Raw genomic sequence first — 14,357 nt, 5'->3', positions numbered from 1 at the left:
GCGCGTTCAATGCGAATGCGCCGGCACTTCCGCGCCGCGACAACCCACCAGAAAGTCGAAATCGCAGCCCTGATCGGCCTGCAGCACATGGTCGATATAGAGGTTGCGATAGCCGCTCGCATCGGCGGGATTGCGTTGCTGCGACTCCTTCCATTCGGCGAGACGCGCGGTCATTTCCTTCTCGTCGATATCGACATGCAGACGGCCCGCGTCGCAATCCAGCTCGATCCAGTCGCCGTCGCGCACCACAGCGAGCGGCCCGCCCGCACGCGCTTCGGGCGCCACGTGCAAAACCACCGTGCCATACGCAGTGCCGCTCATGCGCGCATCCGACACGCGCACCATGTCCGTCACGCCCTGCGCGAGCAGCTTCGGCGGCAGGCCCATGTTGCCGACTTCCGCCATGCCGGGGTAACCCTTCGGTCCGCAGTTCTTCATCACGAGCACGGAGTCCGCCGTCACATCGAGTTCGGGATCGACGATGCGCTTCTTGTAGTCGTCGAAGTTCTCGAACACCACGGCGCGGCCGCGATGCTTCAACAGCGCAGGCGTGGCCGCCGACGGCTTGAGCACCGCACCATTGGGCGCGAGATTGCCGCGCAGCACGCACAGGCCGCCGTCTTCGCGTAGCGGCTTCTCTAGCGGCCGGATCACTTCGTCGTTGTAGATCGGCGCGTCGATGCTGTTTTCCCACAGCGTCTTGCCGTTCGCGGTCAGCGCATCGGGATGCGGCAGCAGACCCGCTTCGCCGAGCCTGCGCAGCACGGCGGGCAAGCCGCCCGCATAGTAAAACTCTTCCATCAGGAAACGGCCCGAAGGCTGGAGATCGACCAGCGTCGGCGTGCCGCGTCCGATACGGGTCCAGTCGTCCAGTTCGAGCGTCACGCCGATGCGGCCCGCAATCGCCTTCAGGTGGATCGCCGCATTGGTCGAACCGCCGATCGCCGCATTCGCGCGGATCGCGTTTTCGAACGCTTCGCGTGTGAGCAGCTTCGACAGCCGCACGTCCTGCAACGCCATCTCGACGATACGCATGCCCGACAGATGCGCGAGCACATAGCGGCGCGAATCGACGGCGGGAATCGCCGCGTTGTGCGGCAGCGTGACGCCGAGCGCTTCCGCCATGCAGGCCATCGTCGACGCCGTGCCCATCGTGTTGCAGGTGCCCGCCGAGCGCGACATGCCCGCTTCCGCCGACATGAACTCGTGAATCGAGATCTTGCCCGCCTTCACCTGTTCGCTCAGTTGCCACACGACCGTGCCCGAGCCGATGTCGCGGCCTTCATGCTTGCCGTTGAGCATCGGCCCGCCGCTCACCATGATCGCGGGTACATCGCAACTGGCCGCGCCCATTAGCAGCGCGGGCGTGGTCTTGTCGCAGCCGGCGAGCAGCACGACAGCGTCGATGGGATTGCCGCGAATCGATTCCTCGACATCCATGCTCGCGAGATTGCGCGTGAACATGGCCGTGGGCCGCAGGTTCGACTCGCCATTCGAGAACACCGGAAACTCGACGGGGAAACCACCCGCTTCATACACGCCGCGCTTCACGTGTTCGGCGAGCTTGCGAAAGTGCGCATTGCACGGCGTGAGTTCGGACCACGTATTGCAGATGCCGATGATCGGCTTGCCAGCGAATTCGTGATCGGGGATGCCCTGATTCTTCATCCAGCTGCGGTACATGAAGCCGTTCTTGTCGGCGGTGCCGAACCAGGCGGCGGAGCGCAGTTTGCGGGGTTGGTCGGTCATGGTGTCTCGTCCAGTATTGTTCAAATATAGTAAGACTATATGCGTGGCTCGCGTCGATGTCCATTAGGGCTTACAAGCAAACTTTTGAAAAGTCTATTGTCGGCAGAATGTCTTAAATAGCGGGTACGTAGTGCGCTGTAATACTTCGTACGCGTTGCTGAACTTGATAAATAGAATGACTTTTGGGTGTTGTGCATGGGGGAAAACACCAATCACAACGTATCGACTCCGCGAATATAGTTTGGCTAATTCGTCGGCGGCATGTTGAAAGGCGAGTCGGCAGCGTGATGAAAATGAGGAGTCTCAAATAGTGGCAATGTCGGGCAAACGCTTCTTCAAATCCCACGTTGTGCGACTCGCTCTGCAGGTCGACTCGATGTCGAATGCCGCTCGCGTCGATTCATGCGAACTCGTACGCGTGTTGAATACGCTTGCGTTACGCTGAGGCCGCTAACAATCCGTTAGTCCCTCGAAGCTCACTATATGAACAACAGACTTTCCATTGGCATCGTCGGCGTCGGCAAGATTGCGCGCGACCAGCATCTTCCCGCTATCGCCGCGCTCGACGGCTTCGAACTCGTTGCGTGCGCGAGCCGCAATGCGCAGGTCGACGGCGTGCGCAACTACAAGACCATCGAAGAGATGCTGGCCAACGAGCCGCAACTCGACGCCGTGTCGCTGTGCGCGACGCCTCAGGTGCGCTTCGACCAGGCGCGCGTTGCGCTCGCAGCCGGCAAGCACGTGATGCTCGAAAAGCCGCCCGGCGCGAGCGTGCATGAAGTGGACGTATTGCGCGCGATGGCACGCAACGCGGGCCGCACGCTGTTCGCGACATGGCATTCGCGTTACGCGCCCGCTGTCGAAACAGCGCGTGAATGGCTCGCCTCGCGCACGCTGCAGGAAGTGCAGGTGCGCTGGAAGGAAGACGTGCGCCGCTGGCATCCGGGCCAGGCGTGGATCTGGACGCCGGGTGGACTGGGCGTGTTCGATCCGGGCATCAACGCGCTGTCGATCATCACGCACATGCTGCCGCGCGAAGTCATTCTGCGCGAGGCGACGCTCTCGGTGCCCGCTAACGTGCAGACGCCTATCGCCGCCGAGCTCGATTTCATCGACGAAGCGGGCGTGCCCGTGCGTGCCGAATTCGACTGGCGTCATGGTCCCGTCGAGCAATGGGAAATCGAAGTGAAGACGACGGACGGCGTGCTGCATCTGAGCGAAGGCGGCAAGAAGCTCGCGATCGCGGGCAAGCCGGTCGAGCTCGGACCCGAGCGCGAGTATCCGTCGCTGTACGAGCGGTTCCACTGGCTGATCACGCATGGCGAGCACGACGTGGATGTGCGCCCGCTGCGGCTGGTCGCCGATGCATTCCTGCTTGGCCGTCGTCACGAGGTCGAGCCGTTTCACGACTAGAGCCTGAGAGATGCGCGGGCCTGGTCGTCCCGTTAGACCTGTTAAGCGCTGATTCGAACAACCACAAGCAACGACCTGATCCAAGGAGACAAGCATGACCCGCAAGCTTAGACGCCTCACTTTGTCCGCGATGGCCGCCGCGCTGTTGGCCGCGCCGTTCGCCGTGCAGATGACTGCACACGCGGATACGCCGCTGAAAATCGGCGTGCTCGTGAAAATGCCGGAGCAGGCATGGTTCATCAACGAGCAGAAAGCGGCGGCGGCTTTGGGCCAGAAGGAAGGCTTCTCGGTCGTGAACATCGGCGCGCCCGACGGCGAGAAAGTGCTGGCCGCGATCGACAACCTCGGCGCACAAGGTGCGCAGGGCTTCGTGATCTGCCCGCCCGACGTGCGTCTTGGACCGGCGATTCAGGCGCGTGCAAAGCGCTACAACATGAAGTTCGTGACTGTCGACGATCAACTGGTCGATTCGACGGGCAAGCCGCTCGCGAACGTGCCGCATCTGGGCATGTCGGCGTTCAAGATCGGCAATCAGGTTGGCACGGCGATCACCGACGAAATGAAGAAGCGCGGCTGGAAGCCGGAAGAAGTGGGCGCGATCCGCATCACCGACTACGAGCTGCCGACGGCCAAGCTGCGCACCGACGGCGCAACGGAATCGTTGCTCGCGAACGGCTTCAAGAAGGACAACATCTTCGACGCGCCGCAAAAGACCACCGACGACGAAGGCGGCTTCAACGCAGCGTCGCCCGTGCTGTCGAAGCATCCGAACATCAAGAAGTGGGTGATCTTCGCGCTGAACGAAGAGAGCGTGCTGGGCGGCGTGCGCGCCACCGAGCAGCTGCACATTCCCGGCGCGGACGTGATCGGCGTGGGCATCAACGGCGCGGGCGAAGCGTTCGCCGAGTTCCAGAAGAAGGAACCGACGGGCTTCTACGGCACGATCGCCGTCAGCTCGACGAACCACGGCAAGCAGAGCACGCAGAATCTCGTCGACTGGATCAAGTCGGGCAAGCAGCCGCCCGCCGATACGCAGACCACGGGCAAGCTGATGACGCGCGAGAACTGGAAGGACGTGCGGACGGAACTCGGAATCTGATGCGGTAGAACGGATGCAAAACACGATGAACGCGAATGACGCCGCCAGCGCCACCCATGCAACCGACGCCACCTACGTTGCTCCTTCGGAACAGCCGTTGACGGCGTCCGCCACGCATCTCGAACTCGACGGCATTACCGTCGCGTTTCCGGGCGTGAAGGCGCTCGACAACGTGTCGTTCGACGTGCGCGGCGGTGAAGTGCACGGCCTGATGGGCGAGAACGGCGCGGGCAAGTCGACGCTGCTGAAGGTGTTGTCGGGCGTGAACCAGACGCAGGCGGGCGCATTGCGCCTCGCCGGCGTCGAACACAAGTTCACGACGACGAAGGCCGCGATCGAGGCGGGCATCGCGATCATCTATCAGGAACTGCATCTCGTGCCCGAGCTGACGGTCGCTGAGAACCTGATGCTCGGGCAGTTGCCGAACCGCTTCGGCGTGCTCGACGAGAAAGCGCTCGTCAAACGCGCGGTGACCGAGTTGGAGCGGCTGGGCGAATCGATCGATCCGAATACGCAGGTGAAGAGCCTGTCGATCGGTCAGCGACAGATGATCGAAATCGGCAAGGCGCTGATGCGCGACGCGCGCGTGATCGCCTTCGACGAACCGACCAGTTCACTGTCCGCGCGCGAGACGGAACGGCTCTTCAAGATCATCAATGCATTGCGCGCGCAGGGGCGCGCAGTGATTTACGTCACGCACCGGATGGACGAAGTCTACGAACTGTGCGACCGCGTCACCGTGTTTCGTGACGGCCGCCGGATCGAGACGTTCGATTCCGTTGCGGACCTGGATCGCGACCGGCTCATCAGTTGCATGGTGGGCCGCTCGATTCGCGATGTATATGGGTATCGTCCGCGTACGGCGGGCGAGGTACAGCTTGAAGCGAAGCAGTTGATGGGGCCGGGGCTTTCCGCTCCGGTCTCCTTCACTGCGCGCAAGGGCGAGATCGTCGGCTTCTTCGGGCTCGTGGGCGCGGGGCGCTCCGAGTTGATGAAGCTGCTCTATGGCGCGACGCGGCCGGCAAGCGGCCATGTCGAACTGAACGGCAAGCGTGTGTCGTTTGCGACGCCGCGCGACGCGGTGCGCGCAGGCATTGCGCTGTGCCCGGAAGATCGCAAGCAGGAAGGCATCGTTGCGATTGCTTCCGTGGCCGACAACCTGAACATCAGTGCGCGCCGGCATTTCAGCCCGTTGAGCTTTCTGCTGAACGGCAAGCGTGAACGCGACCTGACGCGCGAATACATCGACAAGCTGTCGATCAAGACACGCAATACGGAAACCGTGATCGGCACGTTGTCGGGCGGCAACCAGCAGAAGGTGATCCTGTCGCGCTGGCTGGCCGAACGCATCGACGTGTTTCTGCTCGACGAACCGACGCGCGGCATCGACGTCGGCGCGCGCGCGGAAATCTACGACCTGCTGTACGACCTCGCGGAAGCGGGGCGCACGGTGATCGTCGTATCGAGCGATCTGGCGGAAGTGATCGGCATTGCGGACCGCGTGCTGGTGATGAAGGAAGGGCGCATCGTCGGCGATCTGCCGAAAGCGCAGGCCACGCCCGATCAACTGATCAAACTTGCTTTGCCGCAATGACGCAACAACGCACCACGTAGACCACGGAACTGGAAGAACATGCAAACACCGAGCACACGTCCGGCGACCGAGCCGGCAGCCAATCACGCCGCCTCGCCCGGCGCGGCCGCGCACGCGGCGCGTACGTGGGACCTGATCAACAAGTCGGGCATCGTGATGGTGTTCGTCATTCTGTTCGCGGTGCTGTCGTTCGCAGTGCCCGACTTTCTGACGACCCGCAACATGCAGGGCCTGTTGCTGTCGGTCACGCTGATCGGCTCGATCTCCGTGACGATGATGTTCGTGCTCGCGCTCGGCGAAGTGGATCTTTCCGTGGCGTCGATTGTCGCGTTTTCGGGCGTGGTTGCATCGACGCTGATTACAGCGACCCATAGTGTGATGCTCGGCGTCGCTGCGGGCGTGCTGGCGGGTGGCGCGGTCGGGATGGTGAACGGCGTGCTGATTGCGCGTTACAAGATCAATTCGCTGATCGTCACGCTCGCGATGATGGAAGTGGTGCGCGGCCTTGCGTTCATCACGTCGAACGGCGATGCAGTGATGATTTCGGAAGAGAGCTTCTTCGATCTCGGCGGCGGCTCGTTCCTCGGTATTTCGTTTCCGATCTGGAGCAATATCGTCGGCTTCGTGCTGTTCGGCTTTTTGCTGCGCAAGACGGTGTTCGGCAAGAACGTGCTGGCAGTCGGCGGCAATAGCGAAGCGGCGTTGCTGGCGGGTCTGCCGGTTACGCGTATCAAGATCACGGTGTTCGTGCTGCAAGGGCTCGTGACGGGTTTCGCGGGTGTGATGCTCGCGTCGCGGATGAGTCTCGGCGATCCGAAGACGTCGGTGGGTCTGGAACTCGGTGTGATTTCGGCTTGCGTGCTGGGTGGCGTGTCGCTGACGGGTGGTGTTGCGACGATTTCGGGCGTGCTGGTCGGCGTGCTGATTATGGGCTCGGTGCAGGACGCGATGAGCCTGTTGAATGTGCCGACGTTTTATCAGTATCTGATTCGCGGTGGGATTCTGCTGCTGGCGGTGCTGTTCGATCAGTTCCGGCGGAGCAAGCGGCGCGTTTGAGGTTGCCGCTTACTCAAGAGGTTGCGCTGATCTGAAAAGACAGGTCAGCGCAACATGAACGACATCGCCGACAGGCAATTCAGCGTGCGCACCGCATGCTCGACAGAAGGCGTAGAAAAGCGCAACGTCACGCCGTCCATGCGTTCCAGCGACGGCATCTGAGCGAATAGATCGGCGAGCGCGGTAGTTTGCACGCGCAGTTCGATGTCGACGGGTTGGGGCTTGAGTCGTTGCGCAGCGGCCAGTCCTTCAAACTTCGCGACAACATTTCGCGCCGATTCTTTGATCGCAGCGCACGCACGCTCCGGCGTCTGTGTCGTGCCGCTTCCAAAACCCATCGCGTTCTTGGTAATCACGAACGTCGCATCGGGGAACATGGGCTGCGTTTCTTCGGCAAACACATCATCGCCCGAAAGCAGCACGACGCTCGCGCCGTGCTCGCGAGCCAGCGCGCCATAAATCCCCGCTTCACCTACCTCGCGCCCGTTCATCGTCACGCGGGCGAAAGCAAAGCTGTTGATCGTATGCGCGAGAATGCCGCGACTTTGCGCCATCGCGTGATAGCCGATCATGAACACGAGTTGCGGCCCGTATTCGAGGCCCGCCATCATGCCGAGCGTGCGCGGCTTGCCGAGTATTACGTTCGCGCGCGCGTCGAGCATGTCGGGCAGCAGGTTGCGAAAGCCGCCGTGCGAATCGTTGACCCAGACGTCCGTTGCGCCGCCCGCGAATGCGCCTTCGATAGCAGCGTTCGCTTCGAGGGTCATCCAGCGGCGGGCGCGTTCATATTCGCCATTGCCCGCGCGCGTCTGCTCCGAATTCACAACGCCTGCCACGCCTTCGATATCGACAGAGATCAGTACTTTCATGTTGTGTGCCGCTTCAACAGTTGTGCGAGATTGGGCGCCGCTTCACGCAGCGAATGACGTGTGTGTGCGTCGCGCCCCGTGACCGAGGTGGCTGACCACAATGCATCGATAATTGCCTGTTCGACGCTGTCCGCGCATGCCTGAAACAACGGATCGAGACGCGCGTCGCTGAGCAGCGGTGGCGTTGCGACGAAGTCGCCTTCATGCGGAACAGTCCACGCCGTCGAGAACGCGAGCGCGATATCGCCGCTGCCATGTCCATAAACCGAACCGGTGCGCGCGAGACCTGCGGCGGCGCGCATCGAAAGGCGCTTGAATTGGCGCGAATCGAGAGGCGCATCGGTGGCGACGATCATGATGATCGAGCCTTGCTCGGGTTTTGCCGTCGTGGCTGACTGCTTGCGTCGATGCAGTTCGCGCCCAAGCGGCATGCCATCGATAGTCAACATCGGCAGCCGCCCGAAGTTCGCGAGCACCAACGCACCGACAGTGAAATCCTTGCCCGTCACATTCGCCACGCGCGACGCCGAACCGATGCCGCCTTTCAGATCGAAGCACGACATGCCGCGCCCCGCACCAACCGAGCCGCGTTCGAACTCAACCCCTGCCGTGTCGAACGCTTGCGCATAGTGCGATTCTTCAATCGCCAATGCCGGAATATCGTTGAGATAGCCGTCGTTACATTCGAACACGAGCGGATTGACGGTCGACCACTCGCGCCCGATCTGCGGATTGCTCGCAATGGCGGAGCGAATCTGCGCCTGCGCGACGGCCGCGACGCCGAACGTATTGGTCAACGCGATCGGCGTTTCGAGCACGCCGAGTTCTTCGACCTGTACGAGTCCGATGCTCTTGCCGAATCCGTTGATCACGCTCGCAGCTGCAGGCACCTTGTGACGATACGGATCGTCCGGATGCGCACGGACCACGGTCACACCTGTCTGTATCGGGCCATCGGCGAGCGTGCAATGCCCAACCGTCACGCCGGGGACATCGGTAATCGTGCCCAACGCGCCTGCGGGCAACACGCCGACATGCGGCATCGAAAGCACATTCATGGCCGGTCCAGCTTCGGATCGAGCGCGTCGCGCAAGCCGTCGCCGAGCAGGTTGAACGCGAGCACGGTCAGGAAGATCGCGAGGCTCGGAAACAGCGCGATATGCGGCGCCGTCACCATATCGGCGCGTGCTTCGTTGAGCATCGCGCCCCACTCGGGCGTTGGCGGCTGCGCGCCCAGGCCGAGAAACGACAGGCTCGCCGCCGTGATGATCGACGTGCCGATGCGCATCGTCAGATACACGACCACCGACGAAATCGTGCCCGGCAGAATATGCCGCATGATGATGGTCCAGTCCGACGCGCCGATGCTGCGCGCCGCTTCGATATACGTCAGCTGCTTGAGCATCAGCGTATTGCCGCGCACGAGTCGCGCGAACGCCGGAATGCTGAACACGGCGACGGCTGCGATCACGTTGATCATGCCATTGCCGAGAATCGCGACGATGCCGATGGCGAGCAGAATGCCGGGGAACGCGAACAGCACGTCGGCGACGCGCATCGTGATGCGGTCCCACCAGCCCTCGTAATAGCCCGCCAGCAAGCCGAAGAACGTACCGATAATCGCGCCGATCGCCACCGACATGAAACCCGCCGCAAGCGAAATGCGCGTGCCCGCGACGATGCGGCTGAAGATATCGCGGCCCAGTGAATCGACGCCGAACCAGTGCGCAGCCGATGGCCCCGCATTCAGCGCGTCGTAGTCGAAATAGTTTTCGGGGTCGAACGGAACGATATGCGGGCCCGCAATCGATACGACGATGAGCAGCAACACGAACACACCCGCCGCGAGGGCGACATGCTGCTTGCGGAACTTGCGCCAGAACTCGCTCCATGGCGTGCGGATCGCGGGTTCTTCGTGGGTAGAAGAGACGGCGCGGGTGTTGTCGGCGGTCGTGCTCATGCGGGCCTCACTTGAAACGGATGGTCGGATTGATGACGGCGTACAGCACGTCGACGACCAGATTGATGACGATGAATTCCAGCGAGAACAGCAGCACTTCCGCCTGAATCACGGGGTAATCGCGCATCGCGACGGCGTCTACCAGCAGGCGTCCCATGCCCGGCCAGTTGAACACCACTTCGACGACGATCGAGCCGCCGAGCAGAAAACCGAACTGCAGGCCCATCATCGTGACGACGGGAATCATCGCGTTGCGGAGGCAGTGCTTGATGACGACCCATTGCTCGGCGACGCCTTTTGCGCGCGCAGTGCGAACGAAGTCCTCGTTCAGCACCTCGACGAACGATGCACGCGTGAAGCGCGCCATCACAGCCGCGACAGCCGCGCCGAGCGTGATGGACGGCAGCACGTAGCTGCGCCACGAGCCGTCCCCGACGATCGGTAGCCAGCCGAGCTTCACCGAGAACACTTCCATCAGCAGCATGCCGAGCGCGAACGCGGGGAACGAGATGCCCGACACGGCGATGGTCATGCCGAGCCGGTCGGGCCACTTGTTGCGCCACACGGCCGACACGATGCCGATCGTCATGCCGAAGATCACGGCCCACACCATGCTGACGAGCGTGAGCATCAGCGTCGGCATGAAGCGCTCGCCGATCTCGGCGGAGACGGGGCGCTTGCTGCGCGTGGAGATGCCGAAGTCGGCATGCGCGGTGCGCATGAAGAAGTTCACGAACTGCTGCGGCATCGGCTTGTCGAGGCCAAGATCGGCGCGCACGAGCGCGACGGTTGCATCGTCGGCTTCGGGACCGGCTGCGAGCCGCGCCGGGTCGCCGGGGAGCATGTGCACGAACAGGAACACGAGGCCAGCGACGATCACGAGCGTCGGCAGCAGGCCCAGCAAACGTTTGACGAGAAAATTCAGCATGAGAGCGATCCGCTATCGAAGAGCATGGGCGGCATGAAGCGAGGGCGCTGGTCTCGAAACGCACGCTTCGAGACCAGCGCTGTGCGAGCGATTACTTCAGCGCGATTTCGTCGAAGTTGAACGAGCCGTCCGGCGCGACGTACGCGCCCGCAAGCCGCTTGCTGCGTGCGTACACGACCTTCTCCTTGACGAGGAAGAGCCACGGCGCGTCGGCCCAGATGCGCTTTTGCGCGTCGCCATAGAGCGCGGCCTTCTGCGTGCGGTCCGTGGTTTCGAGCGCCTTCGACAGATCGCTGTCGACGGTATCGTTCTTGTAGTACGCGGTGTTCACGAGCTTCGGCGGAATCGACGACGACGCGAGCAGCGGCGTGATGCCCCAGTCCGCTTCACCCGTCGACGACGACCAGCCGATGTAGTACATGCGCACGGGTGCCGTCGCCGGATCTTGCGCGCTTTCGACCTTCGCGACGCGCTGGCCCGCCTCGAGCGCTTCGACGCTCGCCTTCACGCCCACTTGCGCCAGTTGCTGCTGCACGAACTGAATCGCTTTCTGCGAAGTCGAGTTGTTGTACGCCGACCAGAGCGTCGTCTCGAAGCCGTTCGGATAGCCCGCTTCCTTCAGCAGCGCACGTGCTTTCGCGGGGTCGTACGGCCAGGGGCCGAGCTTCGTCGCGTAATCGACGCCTTCGGGAATCACGCCGTCGGCGGGCACGGCATAACCCGAGAACGCGACCTTCGCGAGCGCTTCCTTGTTGATCGCGTAGTTCAGCGCTTCGCGCACCTTCGGGTTGTCGAACGGCTTCTTCGTCGTGTTCAGGCTGACGTAGCGGTTGATGATCGACGGCGTGGCGATGATGTCGACTTTCGATTCCGATTGCAGCGCGGCGGCCTGCTCGAACGGAATGCGGAACGCGAAGTCCGCTTCGCCCGTGCGTACGAGCGCGGCGCGCGTGTTGTTGTCGACCACGGGCTTCCAGTCGATCTCGTCGATCTTCGGATAACCCTTCTTCCAGTAACCGTCGAACTTCTTCACGGTCAGATCGCCCGCCGGGTCCCACTTCACGAGTTCGAACGGACCTGTGCCAACGGGGTGAAACGCGAGATCCTTGCCATACTTCTTCATTGCGGCGGGCGAGATCATCACGGCGGACGGATGCGCGAGCACGTTGATGAACGCCGAGAACGGCGCCTTCAGCGTGACCTTCACCGTGTACGGATCGACCACTTCCGTCTTTTCGATGCGGCTGAACATGTTGTAGCGCTTCAGCTTGTTCGCCGGGTCCGTCACGCGGTCGAACGTCGCTTTGACTGCTGCTGCATTGAAGTCGGTGCCGTCCTGGAACTTCACGCCCTGGCGCAGCTTGAACGTGTAGACGCGTGCATCGGCGCTTGCCTCGTAGCTCGTCGCGAGCACGTTGACCAGCTTCATGTCCTTGTCGAAGCCGAACAGCCCTTGATAGAACGACTTCGATACAGCTTGCGAAAGGGTGTCGTTGGCGTCGTACGGGTCGAGCGTCGTGAACGTCGAATCGACGGCCATTACGGCCGTCGTTGCCGCGTGCGCGGCGCCCGACGCGAGCATCGCAAAGACCAGCGCGCCGCTCGTCACGAGCGAACGCAGGCGCAACGGTTGAGAGAAGAGAAGCGTAGTCATCGTTTCAGAACTCCACTGAGCGAGGGAACTGCCTGTTGTTATGCCGCGGGTCTGCGCGGCTAAGGGGTTGTTACCGGTAATACTGTGTCTAGTAAGCGCCGCCAATCCGGTGCGCGGCCACGAAATGATCCGGACCGACGGCGACGAGCGGCGCGACGACGGGCTCGTTGTCGAGCGCGCGAATCGGGCTGGGCAACTCGTCGGCGGCGAGCATGCGCTTCGCGTGGCGGCGCGCGGGATCGGCGACGGGCACGGCGCCCATCAGCTTCTTTGTGTACGGATGCTGCGGCGATTCGAACACCGCGCGACGCGGTCCGATCTCGACGATCTGGCCGAGATACATCACCGCGACGCGATGACTGATGCGTTCGACGACGGCCATGTCATGCGAGATGAACAGATACGCCACACCCAACTCGCGCTGCAGATCCAGCATCAGATTGACGATCTGCGCCTGCACGGAGACGTCGAGCGCCGACACTGATTCGTCCGCGATCACGACTTTCGGATTGAGCGCGAGCGCACGCGCAATCGCGATGCGCTGACGCTGGCCGCCGGAGAATTCATGCGGATAGCGGCGCGCGGCGTCGGCGGGCAGGCCGACCTTGTCGAGCAGCCACGCGACGCGCTCCTGTGCTTCCTTACCGCTCGCGACGTTGTGCACGAGCAGCGGCTCCATGATCGAGAAGCCGACCGTCAGGCGCGGATTGAGCGACGCAAACGGGTCCTGAAAAATGAACTGGATATCGCGGCGCAAAGCCTGTAACGAAGGGCCGGTGAGCGAACTGATGTCCTTGCCGTCGAACTCGATGCTGCCGCTCTGGCTTTCTACGAGCCTCAACAGTGAGCGCCCGGTCGTCGATTTGCCGCAACCGGATTCGCCGACCAGTGCCAGCGTTTCGCCTGCGTGCAGATCGAAGCTGACGCGCTCGACGGCATGCACGCGGCCTGTGAGCTTGCCGAACGGACCGCTGCGCACAGGGAAACGCGTGACGAGATCGCGCACGCGGAGAATTGGCTGAGCCTGCTTCGATGATTCCGATGTCGTGTCGTCTTTGGGAAGCGGCTGCTGTGCATGCTCGCCGTCGAGCTTGAGCAATGAAAACTTCGCGGGCGCGTCCGTGCCCTGCATCGAGCCGAGCTTCGGCACGGCCGCGAGCAGCGCTTTCGTATATGGATGCGTGGGCGCCGCGAACAGTTTCGCCGACTCGCCTTCTTCAACCTTGTCGCCGCGATACATCACGAGCACGCGATCCGCCACTTCCGCGACGACGCCCATGTCATGCGTGATGAAGATCACGCCCATGTTCATCTCGTCCTGCAGGCCGCGTATCAGTTGCAGGATCTGCGCCTGGATCGTCACGTCGAGCGCGGTGGTCGGCTCGTCGGCGATCAGCAGAGACGGCTTGCACGACAGCGCCATCGCGATCATCACCCGTTGCCGCATGCCGCCCGACAACTGATGCGGATAGCGCGCGGCCACGCGGCGCGCTTCGGGAATGCGCACGAGATCGAGCAGACGCAGCGTTTCAGCATGCGCCTGGCTGCGGTTCATGTTCTGATGCAGCGCGATCGCTTCGCCGATCTGATCGCCGACCGTGAAGACGGGATTGAGCGACGTCATCGGTTCCTGGAAGATCATCGCGATGTCCGCGCCGCGAATCGACCGCATAGTGGATTGCGATGCCCGCGCAAGATCGAGCACGCTGCCGTTGCGCCGGCGAAACGCGATGCTGCCGTTCGCAATGCTTCCGCCGCCGTGTTCGACGAGGCGCATCAAAGCGAGCGACGTCACCGATTTGCCCGAACCCGATTCGCCGACGATGGCGAGCGTCTCGCCGCGATCGACGGTGAGCGACAGGTCGCGCACCGCGTTGAACGTGGTCTCGCCGCGACGGAACGCGACTGTGAGGCGATCGATATCGACGACGCGTTGCGGCGGCAGGTTGTCGAGCGGGCGTGGCTGGTGTGGCGTGTTCGGCACGATGATGTCTCCCGGCATCTGAAACAGGGGATTTGCGTAAGCGTGGCGGCG

The 14,357-nt window shown here is 62.6% G+C and carries 11 protein-coding genes; 4 read left to right on the top strand and 7 right to left on the bottom strand.

Going from position 1 to position 14,357, the window contains the following annotated elements; all coding sequences use genetic code 11:
* Positions 1-6: 6 nt before the first annotated feature.
* Positions 7-1,749, bottom strand: a complete 1,743-nt coding sequence (locus tag SB822_RS04725) for an IlvD/Edd family dehydratase (RefSeq protein WP_007735808.1) — start codon at positions 1,747-1,749, stop codon at positions 7-9.
* Between the two features lie 483 nt (positions 1,750-2,232).
* Between SB822_RS04725 and SB822_RS04720 the strand changes: the two genes are divergently transcribed.
* The 4 genes from SB822_RS04720 to araH all read left to right on the top strand — a co-directional run bounded on the left by SB822_RS04720 (position 2,233) and on the right by araH (position 6,911).
* On the top strand, positions 2,233-3,162 hold the full coding sequence (locus SB822_RS04720) for a Gfo/Idh/MocA family protein (RefSeq protein WP_007582804.1): 930 nt from the start codon (positions 2,233-2,235) through the stop codon (positions 3,160-3,162).
* Between the two features lie 94 nt (positions 3,163-3,256).
* The gene (locus tag SB822_RS04715) at positions 3,257-4,261 is read left to right on the top strand and encodes an arabinose ABC transporter substrate-binding protein (protein ID WP_007582801.1); all 1,005 of its coding nucleotides are present in this window, start codon (positions 3,257-3,259) and stop codon (positions 4,259-4,261) included.
* Between the two features lie 25 nt (positions 4,262-4,286).
* Positions 4,287-5,855: an L-arabinose ABC transporter ATP-binding protein AraG gene (gene araG, locus SB822_RS04710; protein ID WP_242684346.1), complete on the top strand. Its 1,569-nt coding sequence runs from the start codon at positions 4,287-4,289 to the stop codon at positions 5,853-5,855.
* 39 nt (positions 5,856-5,894) lie between these two features.
* The gene (gene araH / locus SB822_RS04705; protein WP_042304458.1) at positions 5,895-6,911 is read left to right on the top strand and encodes an L-arabinose ABC transporter permease AraH; all 1,017 of its coding nucleotides are present in this window, start codon (positions 5,895-5,897) and stop codon (positions 6,909-6,911) included.
* 44 nt (positions 6,912-6,955) lie between these two features.
* On the opposite strand, the gene SB822_RS04700 is transcribed toward araH, so the two are convergent.
* The 6 genes from SB822_RS04700 to SB822_RS04675 all read right to left on the bottom strand — a co-directional run bounded on the left by SB822_RS04700 (position 6,956) and on the right by SB822_RS04675 (position 14,324).
* Positions 6,956-7,780 carry a M55 family metallopeptidase gene (locus tag SB822_RS04700; protein ID WP_410854174.1) on the bottom strand — a complete coding sequence of 275 codons (825 nt, stop codon included), beginning with the start codon at positions 7,778-7,780 and terminating at the stop codon, positions 6,956-6,958.
* Positions 7,777-8,838: a P1 family peptidase gene (locus SB822_RS04695; protein ID WP_410854173.1), complete on the bottom strand. Its 1,062-nt coding sequence runs from the start codon at positions 8,836-8,838 to the stop codon at positions 7,777-7,779. Before SB822_RS04695 ends, SB822_RS04700 begins: the two co-directional genes overlap by 4 nt.
* A complete protein-coding gene (gene gsiD, locus SB822_RS04690) occupies positions 8,835-9,740 on the bottom strand; it encodes a glutathione ABC transporter permease GsiD (protein WP_007735822.1) in 906 nt (301 codons plus the stop codon). The genes SB822_RS04695 and gsiD overlap by 4 nt, the downstream gene beginning before the upstream one ends.
* A 7-nt stretch (positions 9,741-9,747) precedes the next feature.
* Positions 9,748-10,668, bottom strand: a complete 921-nt coding sequence (gene gsiC / locus SB822_RS04685) for a glutathione ABC transporter permease GsiC (RefSeq protein ID WP_007582789.1) — start codon at positions 10,666-10,668, stop codon at positions 9,748-9,750.
* A 91-nt stretch (positions 10,669-10,759) separates the two neighbouring features.
* A complete protein-coding gene (gsiB, locus tag SB822_RS04680; RefSeq protein WP_114222067.1) occupies positions 10,760-12,322 on the bottom strand; it encodes a glutathione ABC transporter substrate-binding protein GsiB in 1,563 nt (520 codons plus the stop codon).
* Positions 12,323-12,410: 88 nt separating this feature from the next.
* Complete coding sequence (locus SB822_RS04675) at positions 12,411-14,324, bottom strand: dipeptide ABC transporter ATP-binding protein (protein ID WP_410854172.1); 1,914 nt, start codon at positions 14,322-14,324, stop codon at positions 12,411-12,413.
* Between the last annotated feature and the right edge of the window lie 33 nt (positions 14,325-14,357).

The organism is Paraburkholderia sp. SIMBA_054 (assembly GCF_046534875.1).
In the GTDB taxonomy this organism is placed as follows: Bacteria; Pseudomonadota; Gammaproteobacteria; order Burkholderiales; family Burkholderiaceae; genus Paraburkholderia; species Paraburkholderia hospita.
This window is presented reverse-complemented; position numbering and strand designations above follow the sequence as displayed.